The organism is Rathayibacter sp. AY1B8 (assembly GCF_002932775.1).
Taxonomy (GTDB): Bacteria; Actinomycetota; Actinomycetes; order Actinomycetales; family Microbacteriaceae; genus Rathayibacter.
Genome location: NZ_PSWJ01000005.1, coordinates 25179 through 43932, shown reverse-complemented (window position 1 = coordinate 43932; position 18754 = coordinate 25179). Strand labels below are relative to the sequence as shown.

The following is an 18754-nucleotide window of genomic DNA, read 5'->3' as shown; positions in this document are numbered from 1 at the left end:
CCCCGTGACTGATGACCGCCACCGTCACCGCCCCCCGGACCCCGACCCCGAGCTGCCGGTCGACAGCGACCTCGACGTCGACGACGCCCCCGACGGGACGCCACGACCCGTGCACCTGCGTCCGCGATACCTCCTCCTCGTCGCCGCCGGCGGCACGGTCGGGACCGGGGCGCGGGAGGGCCTGACCCTCGCGTTTCCCGCCGATCCCGCCTTCGACACCGTCGTCTTCGCCATCAACATCGTCGGCGCGCTCCTGCTCGGCGTACTCCTGGAGAGCCTCGCCAGAGCCGGCAGCGACGAGGGCCGACGCCGCACCGCACGGCTGCTGCTCGGTACCGGAGCGCTCGGAGGCTTCACCACCTACAGCACCCTCGCCACCGACACCGCCCACCTGCTCACCACAGGACACCCCGCACCCGCCGCCCTCTACGCGCTCGGCACCGTCCTGCTCGGCGCCCTCGCGTCCTGGACCGGAGTCGCCCTCGCCGCAGCACTCCACCGGCGACGCACGCAGAGGAAGGTGCCGGCATGACACCCGCACTGTTCCTCGCGCTCTCCCTCGCCGGTGGAATCGGAGCCGCAACACGGCTCCTCCTCGACGGGCTCATCAAGGCCCGCACCGGCGGCGCCTACCCCTGGGGCACCACCGTCATCAACGTCACCGGATCACTCCTCCTCGGCCTGATCACCGGCCTCGCCCTCGCAGGCATCGCCCCCGAGCCGTGGCGACTCGTCCTCGGCACCGGCTTCCTCGGCGGCTACACCACCTTCTCCACCGCCAGCCTCGAAACCGTCCGTCTCCTCGCCGAAGGACGCCAACTCGCCTCCGCCATCAACGCTCTCGGCACGCTCCTCCTCAGCGTCATCGCCGCAGCAACAGGACTCTGGCTCGGAGGCGCGCGATGAGCATCATCGATGCACCCTCACCGGCAGTGGTGGTCGGCCTTGCCGGCGTCGATTCCGGCCCGGAGTCGGGGCACGCAGGGTCCTTCCGTTCAGCGGGTGCGGTGCGCCGTGAACGACCTCGCCGGCATGTCATCACGGGGCGATCTGGTCGCGTCTCTCCATGAGCGGTCCTGCCGTTGCGGGGTCCCGGGCGGCTCATCACGGCATGCCATCAGGCGGCTGAAGGCGGTCAGCCGTACCCGGGACCCCTGGCGCGTTCCAGAGCCGACAACTGCCCCGAATCCACGGAGACAACGGTGAGGAAGGCGGTCGGACTCCGGGGGAGCGACGCCGACCGGGACGCGGAGCGGCGTCAGCAGTGGGAGGGCCTCGACCCCGTGCTGCGCTCCCTCGGCTTCCCGAAGGGGCTGTGACGCCGGCCCGGTGGACCTCACCGGGCCGGCGCCCGCGCGCTCAGCGGTGCGCGGGTCGGAGCCCCAGCAGCGTGTCGACGATCACGAAGGCCGCGAGGCTCGCCCCCAGGAGCGGGAGGAACAGCCCGAGCGCGGCGGCGACGACCAGGACGGACGCGACTCCCCACCACGGCGCGCGCCGGAGCGCTCCCCGGGCCGGCGGGGTGCCGCCGAGCCGTCGGGGACCGCGGGTGGGGCGGCGCTTCCACCACATCAGGTACCCGAGCACGACCATCGTGGCGATGCCGGCCGCGGTGACGAACAGCAGCAGCTGGTTGGGCAGCCCGAACATCGAGCCCATGTGCGTGTCGATGCCCCAGCGGGAGAGCTTGGCGACGAGGCCGAAGTCGGCGAAGTCGACCCGGTCGACGACCTGCATCGTGCTCCCGTCGATCGCGACGCCGTCGACCTCGGTCGGGAAGCTGCGCTGGATCTCCTGCACGACCCAGGCCGAGCCCTCCGCCGCGGGCGGCCGGATCTCGACCAGTCCCGTGTTCACGTTGACCTCGCGGGCGACCGAGAGCACCGAGTCGTAGGCGGCCGGCGAGTAGCCCGCCGTCGACTCGACGGCGTCGCCGGTGGCCGCGCCGTGTCCGGCGTGCCCGGCGTGCTCGTCGGCCACCTCGCCGGTCCGGTCGCCGAGCGTCGTCCCCAGCGAGGGCGTGGTCCAGCCGACTGCGGAGCGGAGGGTCTCGAAGTTCCCGCCTCCGTAGAGCGACCAGGTGATGCCTGTGGTCGAGAGGAACAGGGCGCCGACGAGCAGCCAGACGCCGGTGGAGGCGTGCCAGGAGAACAGGCGCTTGTAGCCGGTGGTCCTCGGCGCGGGGCGCAGCAGGTCCCTCTTCACGCGGGCGCGGCGGAGGCGGATGATCCAGAGGCCCAGGCCGGCGAGGGCGACGACCCCCAGCCAGGAGGCGGCGAGCTCGCTGTAGGAGCGGCCCACGTCCCCGAGGTGCAGCGTCCGGTGCAGGTCGCTGATCCAGGTCCGCAACGGCAGGGCGCCGCTGGTGCCGTAGGCGGTGAGGTCGCCGCGGACGTCGGCGGTGGCCGGGTCGATGAAGACCGCGCGGGTCTCGCTGGCGCCGAGCGACGGGTCCGCGTACATCACCCGGGTGGTGTCGCCGGGGTTCGGTGCGGGGCGGACGGCGACGATGCTCTGCCCGCCTCCGGTGTACGCGTCGGCGGCGTCGATCTGGTCGGCCAGGGGCACGTAGGTGTCCGCTTCGGGGCGTGCAGCTCCTGCGCGTAGACGACCTGCTCGAGCTGCGGGGTGAGTGCGTAGAGCGCTCCGCTGGTCGCGGCGACGAGGATGAACGGCCCGACGAACAGGGCGGCGGAGAAGTGCAGGCGGAGCAGCAGCTGTCCGAGCCAGCCTGCGCTGCTTCTGTGCGGCGGGGGCGGGGTGTCGGCGGAGTCGCGGGGTCTCGTGGCGGTGGTGGTCATGCTTCTGGTCCTTCGGTGCTGTGGCGGGTGCCGGTGAGGGTCAGAGGAGGGTGTCGCCGATGTAGCCGCCCTCGACGCAGCCCGGCGGGATCGCGAAGACGGCGGAGCCGATCGGCGTCGTCCACTCGTTGAGCAGGTCCAGCTCGTCCAGGCGCTTCTGGATCGGCACGAACTGCGCGGTGACGTCGGCCTGGAACGCCGCGAAGATCAGCCCGGAGTTCGAGATGTCCTCGCCCGTCGGGGTGTCGTCGTAGTTGTAGGCCCGGCGGTGGAAGCGCTCGGCGGTGTTCTCCGAGCGGGCGCGCCTCATGTGCGAGAACTCCGGGATCACCGGGAAGCCGATGGTCGTCGTCGCCTCGAAGTCGGGCTCGTCGGCCTCCGCCGTCCCGGTGAGGGGCGCGCCGTTCGCGAGGGTCCAGGGAGGAGACGGGTCGGTCAGACGCTGCGGGGACCTCCGGGGAGGTCCTCGCCGCGGCTCGCGTCGATGATCAGGAGGCGGGCTGCAGAAGGGGGCCGCGCCGCAGCGCCGCCTGGGGGAAGACGCCCGAGGCGAGGGGGAGCACGTCGCGCAGCTCGAAGGAGGAGCGTCGCGCGGGTCGAGGAGCGGCCACCGGAGTCGGCAGGACCCGCACCAGGCGGGTGACGAGGTGGCTCGTCGTCGCGGCGACACTGACGAGGAGGGACTCGCCGCGGTGGAGCGCCGCGGTCGTCGCGACGGCGGCGACGAGGTGCGCCGCCCACATCGAGGAGCCGGTCATCCCGCTGTGCGTCATCGCCGCGCTGACGTCGATCACGGCACCGTGGTGCGCGTGCAGGGTCGGCGCATCGACCGGCCCCGCGAAGGTCCCGATCGTGAAGAGCGTGTGGAACAGGAACTGGCTGACTCCCACCGAGACCGCCAGGCGGACCAGGGAGAGCCTGCGCCCGGCGAGCGCCACGCACACCAGGACCGACAGGACGAGCGGCATCGCGACACCGAGCGGACCCGGGATCTGGCCGCCGCCGGCCACGTGCGAGAACAGCGCGACGAGCGTCGCCACCGTCGCCACGACGACACCCCGGAGGGTGCGCAGCGGGCGCGACGACGACATCTCCCCAGTGTCGCAGACGTCTCCTTCCCGCGGAGGACCGCTCCCGGGCGAGAGGAGCGGCCGGCCGACGGTTCCTCTCAGCGGGCCGCGGAGGCTCCGGTGCGTCACTTCTCGGGCCGGACCACCAGCCCGACGCCGCCGCCGCGCCGCACCGGTTCGGCGACCGCGGTCATCCGGCCGGAGGGGTCGACCTCGATGGCGGCCACCGCGCCGATCTGCGCGGCCGAGGTGAAGGTGTCGCCCGAGGGGACCAGCTGCTGGCCGAAGGGAGCGAGGTCGTCGGCGTACGCCTCGATGAACTCGGGCTCGGCGGAGGTCGTCGCGCCGTTGCGCTGGGAGGCGCGGGGCGCTGCCACCGCCTCGGGGAGCGTCATGCCGAGGTCGATGCGATTGACCAGGGTCTGCAGGACCGTCGTGATGATCGTGGATCCGCCCGGCGAGCCGACGACGAACCGCACGTCCCCGCCGTCGAGCACGATCGTCGGCGACATCGACGAGCGCGGGCGCTTGCCCGGCTCGATCCGGTTCGGGTCCCCGTCGACGAAGGTGGGGGAGAAGTCGGTCATCTCGTTGTTGAGGAGGAAGCCGCGGCCGGGGACGGTCATCGCCGAGCCGCCGGTCTGCTCGATCGTCAGCGTGTAGGAGGCGGCGTTGCCCCACTTGTCGACGACCGAGAGGTGGGTGGTGGAGATGTTCTCGGTGTCCGACTCCTCCGCGGCGGGGGCGGTCGCGCATCCGGAGCCGTCGAGAGCGCCGGGCGCGACCGGGCGGACGGAGGCGGTCGCCGGGTCGATCGTGCAGTCCCGCGAGTCCGCGAACTCCTGGCTGAGGAGCGTCTCGGTGGGCACGTCGACGAAGGCGGGGTCGCCGACGTAGGCGCCCCGGTCGGCGAAGGCGCGGGCGGACGCCTCGAGGTAGAGGTGCAGGGCGCTGCCGGTGTCCTCGGCCGCGAGGTCGTGGTTCTCGAGGATGTTGAGGGCCTCGCCGACCGCGATCCCGCCGGAGGAGGAGGGTGCCATCCCGTAGACGTCGAGTCCGCGGTAGGAGACGCGGGTCGGCGCCTGCTCGGCGACCGAGTACGCCGCGAGGTCGGCGGCGGTCATCGTGCCGGCCGGGGCCGGGAGGTCCGACCCCTCGGCGATCCGCGGGTTCTGGACCGTGTCGGCGATCTCGGCGGCCAGCGCGCCCTCGTAGAACGCGTCCGGCCCGTGGACGGCGATGGAGGTCAGCGTCTTCGCGAGGTCGAGGTTGCGGAAGGTGCTGCCCACCTTCGGCGCGTCCCCTCCGGGGAGGAAGAGCTCGGCCGTGTCGGGGAACGCCTGGAACCGCTCGAGGTTGTCGAGCGTCTGGTTGCGGAAGGTCTCGTCCACCCGGAAGCCCTTCGCCGCGAGCGCGATCGAGGGCGCCAGCACGACGGGGAGCGGCAGGGTGCCGAAGCGGTCGACCGCGGTGTCCCAGGTCGCCACCGTGCCGGGCACGCCGACCGCGACGCCGGAGGAGACGAGGTCCGGGGTGAACGGGTACGGGGCTCCGGTCGCGGGGTCGAGGAACGCGTCCGAGGTGATGCCGGCCGGCGCTGTCTCGCGTCCGTCGATGGTGCTGACCTCGCCGGAGGCCTTGTCGAAGTAGACGAAGTACCCGCCTCCGCCGATGCCGGCGCTGTACGGCTCGCTCACGCCGAGGGCGGCGGCCGTGGCGACCGCGGCGTCAGCTGCGTTGCCGCCGCGCTTCAGCACCTCCATGCCCACGCGGCTCGCGTTCGCGTCGACGCTCGAGACCGCTCCGCCGTAGCCCACCTGCGTCGAGGGCGAGATCAGGGGTCCGCCGAGGAAGTCGCGGATCTTCTCGGGCGTGAGCCCGCTGTCCTTCAGGTATCCGGAGACGGGCCTGTCGAGAGCGGACGCCGGTGCGGCACCCGCCACTCCCACTGCGACGACCGCGACCAGCGCGATCGCGATCCTGCGGAGCACGGGTGTCGTGGCCATGGCGTTCCTCCATCGGAACTCTGTGGTGCGCGGTCGGCGATGCGGGTCCCCCCAACCTAGGGGCGGGATGGGGGTGCGGGGTAGGGGGTGTGTGGCGGGCTCCACGATCGGTAGGCCTGCCCTTGCCGCGTGCCGGACCGGATCGTGGGGTGCCCCTGAGCGGGGCCGCTGTCTCTATCCGTCCGGCCGCCGCTCTTGACACACGAGAGAAGTAAGTGTTTGATCAGTCACATGCCTTCTCCCTCCACCCGCTCCACCGCCGAGGCGCAGCGCGAGCGGATCACCGCGGCGGCGCTCCACGTCTTCGCGCGCACCGGCTACGCCGCGACTCCGATCACCGAGGTCGCGGCCGAGGCCGGCGTCTCGCCTGCCTACGTCTTCCGCCTGTTCCCCGGCAAGCTCGGCGTCTTCGTCGCCGCGGTCGACCGCTGCTACGAGCAGGTGGCGTCCACGCTCGCGGCGGCGGGGGACGCCTCGCCCTCCTCGGACCCGGCCGACCGGCTCGAGGCGATGACCGTCGCCTACATCGACCTGATCGCCGACCGCGACCTGATCATGCTGCAGTCGCAGGCGCAGAGCGCGTGCGACGTCCCCGAGATCCGCGAGGCTGTGCGCCGCGGGATCTCCGCGGTCGTCCGGACGGTCACCGTCGTCTCCGGAGCCGACGGCCCGGCCGTGCAGCGCTTCATCGCCTACGGGCAGCTCTGCCACCTGATCGTGCAGACCGACCTCGGCGGCGTCGACTCCGAGTGGGCCCGCATCGTCTCCGACGGCATCCGGCACCGCGACTGAGTCCGCGGCGCTCGCCTCTCCTCCTCTTCTTCCTCCCCTCCTCTTTCTCCTCTTCGCCACCATCCCTTTCCATATCCGCCGTTGTGACTGTTCGGTCACTCACCTACGACCTCCAGGAGCCCCTCATGTCCACCACCCTTCCCCGCACCACCACCCGCGTCGTCCTCCCCGGGATCGTCGAGCCGTCCGGGCTGCTCCTCGAGCAGGCGCCGGTCGAGCCTCCTGCGGCCGGCGAGCTGCTCGTCGCCGTCGAGGCCACCGGCATCTCGTTCGCCGAGCAGTCGATGCGCCGCGGCCGCTACTTCGCCCAGCCGCGGTTCCCCTTCACGCCCGGCTACGACCTCGTCGGCCGGGTCCTCGCGGTCGGCCCCGGCGACGACGCGTCGTTCGAGGGCCGCCGCGTCGCCGCGCTCACCAAGACCGGCGGCTGGACCGGGCACGCCCGTGTCGCCGCCCGCGACTGCGTTCTCGTCCCCGAGGCGGTCGCGTCGGAGGACGCCGAGGCCGTCGTGGTCAACGGAGTGACGGCGTGGCAGATGCTGCACCGCGCGGCCCGGGTCTCCCGCGGTGACACGATCCTCCTGTTCGGCGCGAACGGCGGAGTCGGCGGCCTCGTGCACCGACTCGCCCGCCTCGAGGGGGTCCGCGTGATCGGCGCCGCCTCGCCCCGCCACCACGAGGCCCTCCGCGCCGCCGGAGTGGAGCCCGTCGACTACGCCGATCCCGACCTCGCCGCTCGCGTGCGCGAGCTCGCTCCCGGCGGAGTGCGGGCCGTGTTCGACAACGTCGGCGGAGCGACGACCCGGCTGGCGTGGTCGCTCCTCGCACCCGGCGGCACCCTCGTCGCCTACGCCATCGTGAGCGCGAGCACCGGGAGTATCTGGCCCCCCTTCCTCCGTCAGCTCGCGCGGATCCAGGCCTACCAGCTCGCCCCCAATGGCCGGCGCGCGGTCTTCTACGACCTCTGGGCGGGCCACTCGCTGCGCCCCGCGCGCTTCCGTGCGCGGCTCGAGGAGGACCTCGGCCGCGTGCTCGGACTCCTCGCCGACGGCTCGCTGACGGCCAACATCGCCGCCCGCTTCCCGCTCACGGGGATCGTCGAGGCGATGGAGCTCGCCGAGTCCCGGACGCTCGACGGCAAGGTGATCCTGCTGCCGTGAGCGGGGTGCGTCCGGGCGGAGGGTGATTCCGGTGCGGAGGCGCCCGGGCGGCGAGCAGAGGAGAATGGCGCGGTGGACACGGGACTGGTCGAGGTGCTGAAGGCGCTGGGCAATCCCACGCGGCTGCAGATCATGGAGTGGCTCCGCTCTCCCGAGGCGTCGTTCAGCGAGTTCGAGCCGATCGCCGACCGCGCCGAGTTCGGGGTCTGCGTCACGCATCTCGCCGCGAAGAGCGGTCTCGCGCAGTCGACCATCTCGTCGTACATGGGATCCCTGGAGCGCGCGGGCCTCGTCCGCTCGACGCGCGTCGGGAAGTACACCCACTACCGGAGGAGCGACGCCGACGTCGACGGGCTCCTGAAGCGGCTCGGAGCCTCGATCTAGCGACGTATCGCGAATCGTCGATATGATCGGCGGCATGACCGATGCTTCCGAGGCCGCTCCCGCTCGCCGCGCTCTGCTCGTCCACGCCCATCCCGAGGAGCGGTCCTTCTCCTCGGCGCAGGCGGACGCGGTCCTCGAGCAGCTGAGGGCCGACGGCATGGAGGTGCGCCGGCTCGACCTGTACGCCGAGGGCCGGGACCCGGTGCTGCACCGCGACCAGTTCGCGCCCGGCTCAGGCTACTTCAAGCCGCAGGCGCAGCAGATGACCGCGGTCCTCGAGAAGACGCTCGGGGAGCCCGTCACGAGCGACCTCGACGAGCTGATGCAGGCGGATCTCCTGGTGCTCTCGTTCCCCCTGTGGTGGTTCTCGATGCCGGCGATCATGAAGGGCTGGATCGACCGCGTCTTCGTGATGGGCGCGACGTTCGGAGGCGAGCACGGCGTCTTCGCCGAAGGCGGCCTGCGTGGCAGGAGCGCGATGCTCCTGCTGACGACGGGCGGCGGCGAAGCGGCCTTCGCGCCCGGCGCCGCCGACGGCTACGGCGACCTGCAGTCGTTCCTCTTCCACATCCATCGCGGGATGCTCGAGTTCGTCGGGTACGACGTCCTGCCCCCGGTGGTCACCTACGGTCCCGCCCGCCTGGACGCGGCCGGACGCGAGGAGGCCCTGCAACGGGCTCGAGCGCAGGCGTCCGCATCGACGGCCCGGCTGCGCTGCGCCTAGCCTTCGCCGCTGTGCCTCCCGGCCGCCCTCAGACCCGCGACCGGCTCGCGTGCGCGCGGGCCTTCATCCGGTTGCCGCACGTCGCCATCGAGCACCACTTGGCGGTGCCGGGGCGGCTGCGGTCGAGGAGGAAGAGGTTGCACTCGTCGTTCGCGCAGGCGCGGAGCCGCCCGGGGAACCGGGCGTTCACAGCGGACCAGGCGAGGACGGATTCCACCGCGAGTCGATCCGGCTCGGGAGCGCTCAGCTCCCACACGACGCCCTCACCGGTGACGCGCGGAGTGCGCACGGCGTGCGCGACCAGGTCCGCGAGCTCCGCGACGGCCGCGGGCGCGCCCGAGCGCACGACGGCCTGGAGCGCGTCGCGGGCGCGGCGCAGCCGCTCGAGCTCGTCCTCGGTGCCGGCTCCGCCCCACCGCCGGGCGAGCCCGCGACCGGACGTGTCGCCGAGGTCGTCCGTCGGCTGTCCGTCCACCACGGGCGCGCTGTTCAGCACCGCCAGGAGCAGCTCCTCGTCCCGATCCATCGTTCCCCGTCCTCCCGCGCCGTGCGGCCCGTTCGATCCATGCTAGCGTCCGACTAACCAGTAAATCTACTTGAAGGGGTTAGCTATGGTCGTCGTCCATCACCGCACCGTGTCCGTCGACGGACTCGACGTCTTCTGGCGGGAGGCCGGGCCCGTCGACGCGCCCGTCCTCCTGCTGCTGCACGGGTACCCGAGCAGCTCGCACATGTTCCGCCACCTCCTCCCCGCCCTCGCCGGCCACTACCGCGTCATCGCCCCCGACCACATCGGCTTCGGACGCTCGTCCGCGCCCTCCGTCGACGACTTCGACTACACGTTCGCGGCCCTGACCGCGGTGACCGGCCGCTTCCTCGAGACCATCGGGGTGACCCGGTACACGATCTACGTCCAGGACTACGGCGCCCCCGTCGGCTGGCGCCTCGCCCTCGCCGATCCGTCCGCGGTCGTCGCCGTGATCTCGCAGAACGGCAACGCCTACGAGGAGGGCTTCGTGCCCGGCTTCTGGGACCCGATCTGGGCCGACGCCGCCGAGCGGACCGACGAGACGCGCGAAGCCCTCCGACCGGCCCTCGGCCGGGAGGCCGTCGAGTGGCAGTACACCCACGGTGTCCCCGACTCCACCACCGTCGATCCGGACGCCTGGGAGCACGACCTCGCGCTCCTCGCCCGCCCCGGCCAGGTCGACGTGCAGCTGGCGCTCTTCCGCGACTACGCCACCAACCGCGCCCTGTACCCCGCCGTGCATGCGTGGATCCGCGAGTCCGGAGTCCCCGTCCTCGCCGTCTGGGGCCGGAACGACGAGATCTTCGCCCCCGCCGGCGCCCAGGCGTTCCTCCGCGACGCCCCTCACGCGCGCATCGAGCTCGTCGACGGCGGGCACTTCCTGCTCGAGTCCCACCTCGACCGCGTCGTCAGCGCGATCACGGACTGGCTGCGCCCGGCGTGATGCCCGAGGACGGGCGGGAGGGCCTCGTCGCCCGCCCGACGCTCCTCAGCGGACGGTGGTGGCAGCGGTGTCGGCGTTGCTGCGGATCGACGGATCCGGAGTCCTCACGGAGAAGGTGGTTGCGAGCGCTGTGCCCGTGCCTGCGCTCACGGCCGTGACGGCGATCTTCTCGGTGGATGTCCGCCCGTTGCCGAGGCTGGAGCGCTGGAAGACCACGACGCTGCCGATACGGGTGTACTTCCCCGTCGCGGAGACGAACCGCACCCCCGGCGGGAGGATCACCTTCGAGTAGACGGACGTCGACGTGGAGGGTCCGGCGTTCTTCGTGATGAGCGTGTACGTGAACGTCCTCCCCTTCACCGCGGTGGTCGGAGCGGAGACGTCGACGCGAAGGTCGGCCTTCGCGGTCGCGGACGCAGGGGACACGGTGAGAGTGCTCTGCGCGGTCGCGGTTCCGGCGGTGCTGGCGGCCTGCACGGTGAAGACGTAGGCGCCGGTCCTGGTCGGAGTGCCGGTGAGGCGCCCCGTCGGATCGAGGGTGAGACCCGGGGGCAGGGCGCCCGACGACACGGTCACGACGGGCGCCGGAGTTCCCGCGACCGCGTAGGTGAAGTCGTAGGCCGAGCCGACGACGCCGGCTGCGACGGTTCCGCTGATCGTCGGCGCGACGGGTGCAGGCGGGGCGGCCTCGACGGTGATCCGCCGGGAGGCGATGGTGGTCGTTCCGAAGGAGTTGGTCGCGGTGACGGTGAAGTCGGAGGTTCCGGGTTCTGCGGGCGTGCCCGTCACGAACCCCTCGGGAGTCAGGGTCAGTCCGGGCGGGAGCGTCCCGCTGCCGAGGGTGTGGTCCGCGAGGCGCGCATCCCCTCCGAAGGCGAAGGAGAACGGAGTGCCGACCGTCGCCGTGGGAGGCGCGGCAGCCGTGAGGACGGGACGGGTCCCGGTGGCGAGGGTGAAGCCGTAGCCGGCGTCGATCGAGGTGACCCCCTTCAGTCCTGCGGGAACCGTGGACTGGCCGGCACCGTCGTCGCCCCAGGCGGCGACGGTGCCGTCCTCGCGGAGCGCCACGCTGTGCCCGTACCCGGCGGCGACCGCGACGACACCGGTCAGCCCGGCGGGGACGTCGCTCTCTCCGTCCCTGTCGCTCCCCTCGGCGACGACGCTGCCGTCGGCGCGGACGGCGAGGTCGTGGGTCCGTCCCGCCGCGACCGCGACGATGTCGGAGTAGCCCGCGAAGATGTCGTCGGGGCCGTCGTAGCCCCAGCTCACGACGCTGCCGTCTCTCGTGACGGCGAGGGTGTGGAAGGACCCGGCGGAGATCGCCACGACGTCGTCCAGACCGGGAGGCGCCTCCAGCACTCGCCCTTGGTCGTATCCCCAGATCGCCACTGTCCCGTCGTCGCGGAGCGCGACGCTGTGGGTGCCGCTCGAGTCGATCGCGGTGACGCCGCTCAGCCCCGCCGGCGGCTCGGTGTACCGGTCCTCCGGGGGGAAGAGCGGCGCGACGGTGCCGTCCTCGAGAAGCGCCAGATCGGGGGAGACGGCCGCGACGCCGCGGAGGTCGTCCGCCGGGATGGGGCCGCCCTCGAGATTGTCACCCCAGACGGCCACTGTGCCGTCGCTCCTCGCCGCGACGCCGTAGTACTGGCCGGCCGCGATGGAGACGGCGTCGGTCAGATCCTCGGGGGCGCTCGCCCGACCGTCCTCGTCGTATCCCCAGCCCACGACGCGCCCGCCCGCGACAGGATTGTCGGCCGCATGAGCCGCGGCCGCGGTGCCGGCGAGCGGCCCGTCGAGGGCGGCGAGGCCGGTCCCGAGGAGGAGGGCGCCGGTGAGGAGCGCGAGCGGGCGGACAGTGCTTCGGAGGCGCATGGGGGTCTTCCGGTCGGGTCGGCCGTCGTCGGCCGCCCTGCGACCGTGACAGCTGCGAGCGCCGTGGGCAACGCCCTCTTCCGGCCACGTCCGGAAGAGGGCGCCCGGGTGGACGTCCTACGTCGGCCCCGCTCGCCTGGTCCTGTTCACAACGGAGTGAGGATGAGGCTCCGGCGCCCGTTCCGCGCGGATCGCGGGGTCCTGGAGCAGATCCATCCTTCGTTGTGAACACCGTCTGGACGAGGTCCTGCGTCGGCGATGCTCCGAAGCCCGGCTTCGACCTCGCGCCGCAGGGGAGGCTGCCGGCGGCGCACGCGATCGTCGCCGCCGACCTCGAAGCGGCTGAGCGCCGGGGAGGCGTCCCCCGGCAGTCCGGCGACGCGCTCGTCGTCCGCAGCTGGTGGGGCTTCTCCTGGGACTCGGAGGAGCAGGCCCCCGGCAGGACCGTCGACGCCGTGACCTGGATGCACGAGCGGGGCGTGGCGCTCCACGCGGGGGACGTCGGCGACAGCTTCCCCCCCCCCCCTCACGATCCCGAGATGCCGATGCCGATGCGCAGGGTCGCGCTCGCACGGCTGGGCATGCCCCTCATCGACAGCGCGGACGTGGAGCAGCTCGCCGTGGTCTGCGCCGAGCTGTCCCGCTGGTCGTTCCTGCTCAGCGTGGCCCCACCGCACCTGCTCGGGCTCACCGGCGTTCCGGTCACTCCGATCGCCGTCTTCTGACGTGCGCCGCCGCCGCTCCGCGGATCGCCGCCGAGGACCCGCCGCTCGCCGCTCAGCGGCTGAGGAGGGCGACGAGGTCGGTCGCGATGCGGTGCTCGACGTCGGCCGGGACGGGCTGCACGGCGGCGTCGAGGTCCGCGGTGACGACGGCGGCGAGGCTCCGGGCCTGCAGGGTCAGGCCGAGGTCCATCGCCTGGATCGGGTTGCCGCCGGCCGCGGTGAGGTTGATCATCCGGCCGTTCTCGAGGCGGACGATCCGCTTGCCGTTCTTCAGGCGGATGCCCTGCCGGCGCTGTCCGTCGGCGAACTCGGTGGTCGACTCCGTGGCGGCCGCGAGGGCCTCCTCGTCGATCTCCCACGGGAAGTGGCCGACGCCGGCGATCACGGCGCCGTCGGCGAACGCGTCGATCTCCGCCGCGCCGATGACGCCGGGTGCGCCGGTGGCGGTGAAGACGAACTGCGCGTCCGAGAGGACGTCGGCGACGGGTCCGACGCGGTGGCCGCGGAGGATCGCCTGCAGCGAGCGGATCGGGTCGACGTCCGCGACGGAGACCCGCGCTCCGAGCTGCGAGAGGGTGTCGGCGACCCCGCGCCCGCACGGGCCGTAGCCGATGACCGCGGCGCGGGTGCCCGGGATCATGAGGTTCGTGGCGTTCATGAAGCCCTGGACGACGCTCTGGCCGACCCCGTACTCGTTCTCGACGATCAGCTTGAGGGGCGAGTCGTTGATGACGACGACCGGTCGCGGGAGAGTCGCGCTGTTCTCCCGCAGGCGGAGGCCGCCGGTGGTGGTCTCCTCGGTGCCGCCGAGGTAGTGGTCCGGGACGCCCGAGTCGATGAGGCGGAGGGTGAGGTCGGCGCCGTTGTCGAGGGTGAGATCGGGATCGTGCTCGAGCACCTTCTCGATGTTGCGGAGGTGCTCCGCCTCGCCGTCGCTCTGCTTCGTGTGCACGTGCACGCCGAGGGCGCGGAGGTCGTCGGCGACGTCGTCCTTCGTGGTTCCGGGCGAGCCCGTCAAGGCGATGTCCATGCCGGCCTCGACGAGGAGCGACACGAGGGCGGCGGTCTTGGGCTCGACGTGGAGGCAGATCGCGAGCTTCCTCCCGGAGAGCACCGGAGCGAGCTCCCGGACGGCCTGCGCGGTGAGGGGCATGTGGTCGAGAGCCCAGCGGCTCGCCGGGTGGGAGAGGGAGGAGGTCATGGCGGGTCCTGTCTGGAGTGGGTACGTGCGGGCGTCGAGTGGGGGCGGCGTGTTGTCGGCGGCGCGGGAGTCGCGTCAGGGCGCTGTGCGCCCGGCGTGCTGCCGCCGCGCCCGGCGTCGAGGGTGCGTCGAGCGCGCCGCCCGGTACGGCAGGTCGTGAGGAGGCCGGTCGTCGGGGACGGCCGCGAGGGGCCGCGCTCGCTCGCTCATCGCGAGATGGAGCCTGAGGTGCATCTCCTCACGCGGCGCCGAGGTCAGCACGGCGCGGATCGTCATCGGTGAGGACACCAGCCCAGTCTGTCGCCCCGGACGCGCCCTCGCTCGGATGATCGTGCTCGGCGGCGGCACCTCGGGAGAGGTCGACCTGTCGTCAGGTGACGTCCTGCGCGGCCCGACCAAACGCCACCGCTACCCTGACGCCATGCGCCGCAGCCTCGACGACCCTCCTCGGAATCGCGCCCGCGCCGGCTCCCCGGCCGTCGCGTCCGTCTGATGGAACGGCGACGGACGGACCGCTCGGAGCCGGTTCGCGAGTTCCGGCCCTCGAGGGCCCGGCAGAAGAACGAGTCGCGACGGCTGAGGCCCGTCGCCGTCCTTCCCGCGCTGGTCCTGCTGGCGGGGAGCGTCTGGGGCGTCGTGATCGCCGACGACCGCGGGGCAGCGCTGGCCGTCTACCTCGGGCTGTTCGGCTTCGCCACCGTGGTGGCTCTGGTGATCGTCGGAGTGCTGGCGCTCCGCAACCGGCGGTTCCTCGCCAGCGCGTCGCTGCGGATCTCGGTCCGGGCGATCGAGTGCACGGACGCTCGAGGCAGGGTCGTGACCTTCGACCGCGCCGACCCGTCGGTGAAGGCGCTGCTCGCGTGGGTGCCCGCCGGCCCCAACAGTGAGGGGATCGATCTGCCCCCGTCGCTCATCCTGTTCCTGTCGGACGGGAGCCGGTCGCTGCGGCTCCGCGGGTCGGACTGGGAGATCGAGGATCTGCGAGCCGTCGTCGCCGCCGTGACGACGCCGCTCTTGCCGGCGGCGCGTGGCGTGCACACCGGTGGCCGGAGCGTGTGGGCGCGCCTGACCGGAGCCGCTCGTCGGCGGAAGATCGAGGCGCCGCCCGCCCCGGAGAAGACGCTCAGCCCCGCCGAGATCAACGAGCTGATCCCCGGCACGATGAGCTTCCGCGAGACCCGTCCGCTGACGTTCGCCCTCCTGATCGGGTTCGGCTCGGCGGCTCTCGTGCTGGGCGTCGTCGTCGGAGTCGCCTTCGCGGTGGTGCCTGGGTAGCGGTCCAGGTCAGCGGCCGTGCCGGGGAACGCTGGGCGGGAGACGCGGGCGACAGGCCCACATGCCCGATCGGCGACCTCGCCGGGGCGATCCTGCCCGCGCCCTAGGCTCCACGCATGACACTCACCCAGGACTCCGGTTGGATCTGGTTCGGACTCGCGATCGTCACCGCCGGTCTCGCCGAGCAGAAGGGCCGCTCGCGCTGGCGCTGGTTCGTGCTGGGGCTGCTGCTCGGGCCGATCGCGACGGCCCTCGTGGTGCTGTGGACGCGTCCCGAGGGCGGAGTGGCGACGGACGTGCGCTGGAACTTCGCGATCGGCGCCGGCGTCGCCGCGGCGGCGCTCGTCCTCGTCGCCGTGACCTCGGCCCTCTGGCTGCTTCTCATCCCGGCGGCGATCGCGGCGCTCGCCGCCGGTCTGCTCGCCTGGCTGAGCCGCCGCGTCCCCTACGAGCACCTGCCCCGCTGACGACCGCCGGCTGGTCGAGCATCGGAACTCGAGATCTCGCGGTCCGCAGCGTCCCGAAAGACATGCCCGATGACAAGCCTCGGTGACAGGGCCTCTCGCGGGACGTCCGAACGGCTGATCCGCCGAGGATCGCGTGAACCTGAGTCGCCTCCCGTCTAGCGGAGACGGGAGCTCTCACCGTCGAGGTCGATGAGGTCCTGTCCGCCACTGGCCGCCGCCCCACCCAGCCGCACGTCCCCCTCCGGATACGCGTCGTGCGAGAAGCGCAGCCGCACGCCCGCCGCCTCGACCCGCTCGAGCATCTCGGATGTCCGCTCGTGCGCCCGCGCGTCGTCGCTGATGAACCGCGGCAGCCGGCGCAGGCGCCCGGACCAGCCGAGGAACTCCCGCCCCCACGCCGCGTCCCCGGCGACCAGCACGCGCCCCTCGACGAGCGCCCCCAGGTGCCCGCGCGCATGCCCCGGGAGCGGCACCACGAGCAGCGATCCGTCGCCGAAGAGGTCGAATCCGCTCAGCCCCTTGATCGTCGTCACGGGCTGCTCGTCCGTCACGATCCCGGCCGCGAACCACGGCGGCAGCAGCGCGCGGAAGATCCCCTCGCGCACGCGGTTCCGCCGCACGGAGGCGACCTGGCCAGACGACAGCACGAACGTCGCGTCCGGGAACCAGCGCACGCCGCCCACGTGGTCCGGGTGCAGGTGCGTGAGCACCACGAACTCCACGTCGGCCGGGGTCAGGCCGAGGGCGAGCAGCCGCTGGTCGACGGTCTCGTCGTCCGGCACGGACGCGGGCAGGATGCGCTCGTACAGCCGTCCGACGAGGCCTGTTCCGCGGAACGTCAGCGGGTAGCCCGTGTCCACGAGCACCCGCCGGCCGCTCGCGTGCGTGTAGAGGAAGACGTTCGAGGGGAAGACGCGGCGGGGGAGCCCCTTCCCGCGGAACACCCGGGACAGCGGGAAGACGGTGCTCCCGCACGCCATCACCTGCAGCGACGACTCAGCCACGCGTCCTCCTTAGGTGCTCGCCGACCCGGCGGATGCCCTCGGCCAGCGGCACGGTCGGCTCGTAGCCGAGCTCGGTCCGCGCCCGCGAGATGTCGAGGGTCTGCGCGTAGGCGAGGGTCGCCACGGTGTAGCGGGTGAACGGCGGCTCGCGGCCGGGCAGTAGCCGGTACACCCGCTCCAGGATCTCGGCGAGCGCAGTCAGCACGCGCAGGTCCACCCGGATGAAGCGCGGCTCCTCGCCCATCGCGGCGAAGAAGCGCTCGAGGAGGTCGCCGAGCGGAGCGGGCTCGCCGTTGGTGATGTTGTAGACGCCGCCGTCGGCCACGGGAGCGTCGGCCGCGAGGACCAGCGCGTGCGCGGCGTTCTCGACGCAGGTGATGTCGACGGGGTTCCGGCCGCCGTCGAAGAGGGGGATGCCTCGGCGGCGGCTCGCGGCGACGAAGCGGGGGAGGAGGCTGGGGTCGCCGACGCCGATCAGGCCGCGGGGGCGCAGGATCACGAGCTCGGGGATCCGGCCGGAGCGGTGCGCCTCCTGCAGCAGCCGCTCGGCCTCGATCTTGCTGCGGATGTAGAGGCTCATCCGGCTGCCGGTGTCGACCTCCTCCTCCCGAACCAGGTACTGGTGGCGGCGGGCGGAGTAGATGCTCGGCGAGGAGACGAAGACGAAGCGGCGGATCCCGCAGCGCTCGGCCAGCGCGATCATCGCCTCGGTCCCCGCGACGTTCGCGCGCTCGAACTCGCTCCACGTGCCCCACGGGCTCGAGAGAGCGGCGGCGTGCACGAGCACGTCGGCCTCGACGGTCGTCGCGCCCAGCTCGGCGAGGTCGGCGCGGAGGACCGTGGCGCCCTCCTCCTCCAGCCGCGCCAGCGCCTCGGGGGCGCGACCGGTAGCGAGCACGTCGTCGCCCGCGGCCAGGAACTCGCGCACCGCGTAGCCGCCGAGGAAGCCCGTCGCCCCGGTGATCAGCACGCGGCGCCGGCGCTCAGCGGACATCGACGACCTCCAACCCGCGCTTGCGGCCCCAGTACCAGAGCAGGATCCCCAGGTACCCGAGCGCCTTGCCCTTCCGGATCGACATCAGCACGACCGCGTCCTTGTCGAGCAGCGCCTCGCTCCGCCCGATCACCTGGCAGACCTTGAGGTGCAGCTCCAGGTCCTCGTCGGTGTCGTCGATGCTCGAGCGCGGGAAGCCGTCGACCTGGAGGTACAGCGCGGCGTCGATCGCGAGGTTGCAGCCGGCCGCCATGAACATCCGGTACCGCTGGCCGGGGCGGCGGTAGAAGACGCCCGGCGCGTGCTCCATCAGGCGGATCAGCGCGGTGCCGAGCACGCCGTCGTACCAGCGGTAGACGGCTTCGTCCCGCCGCGGGGACAGGCGGCCGCCGACGAAACGGGCGCCGCCGCGGAGGTCGGCCTTGAGGCGCGCCACCCAGTCGGCGCTCGGCAGGCAGTCGGCGTCGGTGCGGGCGACGGCCGACGCGCCCTCGGCGATCGCGTGGCGGAAGCCGGTGTCGGAGGCGGCTCCCGTGCCCTTCTGCGCCTCGTCGATCACGGCGACCTGCCGCTCCGGGCGTCGGCGGCGGAACTCCTCGATCACGGCGCGCGAGCCGTCGGTGCTGCCGTTGTCGACGAGCAGGAGGGTGAAGTCCGGATCGGTCTGGCGGGCGAGCGCGTCGAGGGCGCCGCCGAGCAGCTTCTCCTCGTCGAGGAAGGGCACGACCACCCAGAAACCGCGCGCGTCCATCCGTCCCCCGCTCCGGGACCATGGTGTCGGCGGGGGCCCGTGCCGTCAAACCGCGC

The 18754-nt window shown here is 72.8% G+C and carries 18 protein-coding genes and 3 pseudogenes; 10 read left to right on the top strand and 11 right to left on the bottom strand.

Annotated features, from left to right (window positions below; genetic code table 11):
• Positions 1–4 precede the first annotated feature (4 nt).
• Together C5C63_RS05270 and crcB are read left to right on the top strand one after the other, a co-directional pair.
• On the top strand, positions 5–532 hold the full coding sequence (locus C5C63_RS05270; RefSeq protein WP_258062373.1) for a CrcB family protein: 528 nt from the start codon (positions 5–7) through the stop codon (positions 530–532).
• Complete coding sequence (gene crcB, locus C5C63_RS05265) at positions 529–906, top strand: fluoride efflux transporter CrcB (RefSeq protein WP_104224798.1); 378 nt, start codon at positions 529–531, stop codon at positions 904–906. Before C5C63_RS05270 ends, crcB begins: the two co-directional genes overlap by 4 nt.
• A 453-nt stretch (positions 907–1359) precedes the next feature.
• On the opposite strand, the pseudogene C5C63_RS05260 reads toward crcB, so the two are convergent.
• From C5C63_RS05260 to ggt, 5 genes and pseudogenes are all read right to left on the bottom strand, one after another.
• Positions 1360–2610, bottom strand: a pseudogene (locus tag C5C63_RS05260) (PepSY-associated TM helix domain-containing protein); the annotation flags it as partial.
• Positions 2565–2801, bottom strand: a pseudogene (locus tag C5C63_RS16960) (PepSY-associated TM helix domain-containing protein); the annotation flags it as partial. The pseudogenes C5C63_RS16960 and C5C63_RS05260, both read right to left, overlap by 46 nt.
• 40 nt (positions 2802–2841) lie before the next feature.
• Positions 2842–3213 (bottom strand): annotated as a pseudogene (locus C5C63_RS05255) (Dyp-type peroxidase); the annotation flags it as partial.
• Between the two features lie 76 nt (positions 3214–3289).
• Positions 3290–3892 carry a hypothetical protein gene (locus C5C63_RS05250; RefSeq protein ID WP_104292330.1) on the bottom strand — a complete coding sequence of 201 codons (603 nt, stop codon included), beginning with the start codon at positions 3890–3892 and terminating at the stop codon, positions 3290–3292.
• 104 nt (positions 3893–3996) lie between these two features.
• A complete protein-coding gene (gene ggt / locus C5C63_RS05245) occupies positions 3997–5877 on the bottom strand; it encodes a gamma-glutamyltransferase (RefSeq protein ID WP_104250437.1) in 1881 nt (626 codons plus the stop codon).
• Between the two features lie 231 nt (positions 5878–6108).
• Here ggt and C5C63_RS05240 point away from each other — a divergent pair, with 231 nt between their 5' ends.
• The 4 genes from C5C63_RS05240 (at position 6109) to C5C63_RS05225 (ending at position 8937) form a co-directional block, all read left to right on the top strand.
• Positions 6109–6669, top strand: coding sequence for a TetR/AcrR family transcriptional regulator (locus C5C63_RS05240; protein ID WP_104325623.1), 561 nt, complete (start codon positions 6109–6111; stop codon positions 6667–6669).
• A 125-nt stretch (positions 6670–6794) separates the two neighbouring features.
• Positions 6795–7829 (top strand): medium chain dehydrogenase/reductase family protein, encoded by a 1035-nt coding sequence (locus C5C63_RS05235; protein WP_104325622.1) that lies wholly within the window; start codon positions 6795–6797, stop codon positions 7827–7829.
• Positions 7830–7901: 72 nt separating this feature from the next.
• Positions 7902–8213: a helix-turn-helix transcriptional regulator gene (locus C5C63_RS05230; RefSeq protein WP_244230566.1), complete on the top strand. Its 312-nt coding sequence runs from the start codon at positions 7902–7904 to the stop codon at positions 8211–8213.
• A 34-nt stretch (positions 8214–8247) separates the two neighbouring features.
• Complete coding sequence (locus tag C5C63_RS05225; protein WP_104292387.1) at positions 8248–8937, top strand: NAD(P)H-dependent oxidoreductase; 690 nt, start codon at positions 8248–8250, stop codon at positions 8935–8937.
• A 28-nt stretch (positions 8938–8965) separates the two neighbouring features.
• On the opposite strand, the gene C5C63_RS05220 is transcribed toward C5C63_RS05225, so the two are convergent.
• Positions 8966–9463: a CGNR zinc finger domain-containing protein gene (locus C5C63_RS05220; protein ID WP_104292334.1), complete on the bottom strand. Its 498-nt coding sequence runs from the start codon at positions 9461–9463 to the stop codon at positions 8966–8968.
• 85 nt (positions 9464–9548) lie between these two features.
• Here C5C63_RS05220 and C5C63_RS05215 point away from each other — a divergent pair, with 85 nt between their 5' ends.
• Complete coding sequence (locus tag C5C63_RS05215; protein ID WP_104325621.1) at positions 9549–10409, top strand: alpha/beta fold hydrolase; 861 nt, start codon at positions 9549–9551, stop codon at positions 10407–10409.
• A gap of 45 nt (positions 10410–10454) precedes the next feature.
• On the opposite strand, the gene C5C63_RS05210 is transcribed toward C5C63_RS05215, so the two are convergent.
• Positions 10455–12281, bottom strand: coding sequence for a putative Ig domain-containing protein (locus C5C63_RS05210; RefSeq protein WP_104325620.1), 1827 nt, complete (start codon positions 12279–12281; stop codon positions 10455–10457).
• A 224-nt stretch (positions 12282–12505) separates the two neighbouring features.
• On the opposite strand from C5C63_RS05210, the gene C5C63_RS05205 reads away from it, so the two are divergent.
• The gene (locus C5C63_RS05205) at positions 12506–13006 is read left to right on the top strand and encodes a cyclase family protein (protein WP_104325619.1); all 501 of its coding nucleotides are present in this window, start codon (positions 12506–12508) and stop codon (positions 13004–13006) included.
• A 52-nt stretch (positions 13007–13058) separates the two neighbouring features.
• On the opposite strand, the gene C5C63_RS05200 is transcribed toward C5C63_RS05205, so the two are convergent.
• On the bottom strand, positions 13059–14207 hold the full coding sequence (locus C5C63_RS05200; RefSeq protein ID WP_104325618.1) for an adenosylhomocysteinase: 1149 nt from the start codon (positions 14205–14207) through the stop codon (positions 13059–13061).
• Positions 14208–14699: 492 nt separating this feature from the next.
• Between C5C63_RS05200 and C5C63_RS05195 the strand changes: the two genes are divergently transcribed.
• Together C5C63_RS05195 and C5C63_RS05190 are read left to right on the top strand one after the other, a co-directional pair.
• A complete protein-coding gene (locus tag C5C63_RS05195) occupies positions 14700–15482 on the top strand; it encodes a hypothetical protein (RefSeq protein ID WP_104234112.1) in 783 nt (260 codons plus the stop codon).
• Between the two features lie 116 nt (positions 15483–15598).
• Positions 15599–15949, top strand: coding sequence for a hypothetical protein (locus C5C63_RS05190; protein WP_104234111.1), 351 nt, complete (start codon positions 15599–15601; stop codon positions 15947–15949).
• Positions 15950–16104: 155 nt separating this feature from the next.
• Here the strand turns inward: C5C63_RS05190 and C5C63_RS05185 are convergent, their stop codons facing one another.
• The 3 genes from C5C63_RS05185 to C5C63_RS05175 are packed head-to-tail and all read right to left on the bottom strand — an operon-like array spanning position 16105 to position 18698.
• Complete coding sequence (locus tag C5C63_RS05185; RefSeq protein ID WP_104234110.1) at positions 16105–16953, bottom strand: MBL fold metallo-hydrolase; 849 nt, start codon at positions 16951–16953, stop codon at positions 16105–16107.
• Entirely contained in the window at positions 16946–17947 is a 1002-nt protein-coding gene (locus C5C63_RS05180; protein ID WP_104234109.1) for an NAD(P)-dependent oxidoreductase, read from the bottom strand. The genes C5C63_RS05185 and C5C63_RS05180 overlap by 8 nt, the downstream gene beginning before the upstream one ends.
• Positions 17937–18698, bottom strand: coding sequence for a glycosyltransferase family A protein (locus C5C63_RS05175; protein ID WP_104325617.1), 762 nt, complete (start codon positions 18696–18698; stop codon positions 17937–17939). The genes C5C63_RS05180 and C5C63_RS05175 overlap by 11 nt, the downstream gene beginning before the upstream one ends.
• Positions 18699–18754 lie beyond the last annotated feature (56 nt).

What these genes read in the sequence shown, in the direction of transcription:
- C5C63_RS05195 (WP_104234112.1), top strand. Translation starts at nt 14,700, where the DNA reads ATGGAACGGCGACGGACGGACCGCTCGGAGCCGGTTCGCGAGTTCCGG.
- ggt (WP_104250437.1), bottom strand. Translation starts at nt 5,877, where the DNA reads ATGGCCACGACACCCGTGCTCCGCAGGATCGCGATCGCGCTGGTCGCG.
- C5C63_RS05175 (WP_104325617.1), bottom strand. Translation starts at nt 18,698, where the DNA reads ATGGACGCGCGCGGTTTCTGGGTGGTCGTGCCCTTCCTCGACGAGGAG.
- C5C63_RS05180 (WP_104234109.1), bottom strand. Translation starts at nt 17,947, where the DNA reads ATGTCCGCTGAGCGCCGGCGCCGCGTGCTGATCACCGGGGCGACGGGC.
- C5C63_RS05225 (WP_104292387.1), top strand. Translation starts at nt 8,248, where the DNA reads ATGACCGATGCTTCCGAGGCCGCTCCCGCTCGCCGCGCTCTGCTCGTC.
- crcB (WP_104224798.1), top strand. Translation starts at nt 529, where the DNA reads ATGACACCCGCACTGTTCCTCGCGCTCTCCCTCGCCGGTGGAATCGGA.
- C5C63_RS05250 (WP_104292330.1), bottom strand. Translation starts at nt 3,892, where the DNA reads ATGTCGTCGTCGCGCCCGCTGCGCACCCTCCGGGGTGTCGTCGTGGCG.
- C5C63_RS05220 (WP_104292334.1), bottom strand. Translation starts at nt 9,463, where the DNA reads ATGGATCGGGACGAGGAGCTGCTCCTGGCGGTGCTGAACAGCGCGCCC.
- C5C63_RS05235 (WP_104325622.1), top strand. Translation starts at nt 6,795, where the DNA reads ATGTCCACCACCCTTCCCCGCACCACCACCCGCGTCGTCCTCCCCGGG.
- C5C63_RS05200 (WP_104325618.1), bottom strand. Translation starts at nt 14,207, where the DNA reads ATGACCTCCTCCCTCTCCCACCCGGCGAGCCGCTGGGCTCTCGACCAC.
- C5C63_RS05190 (WP_104234111.1), top strand. Translation starts at nt 15,599, where the DNA reads ATGACACTCACCCAGGACTCCGGTTGGATCTGGTTCGGACTCGCGATC.
- C5C63_RS05210 (WP_104325620.1), bottom strand. Translation starts at nt 12,281, where the DNA reads ATGCGCCTCCGAAGCACTGTCCGCCCGCTCGCGCTCCTCACCGGCGCC.
- C5C63_RS05215 (WP_104325621.1), top strand. Translation starts at nt 9,549, where the DNA reads ATGGTCGTCGTCCATCACCGCACCGTGTCCGTCGACGGACTCGACGTC.
- C5C63_RS05240 (WP_104325623.1), top strand. Translation starts at nt 6,109, where the DNA reads ATGCCTTCTCCCTCCACCCGCTCCACCGCCGAGGCGCAGCGCGAGCGG.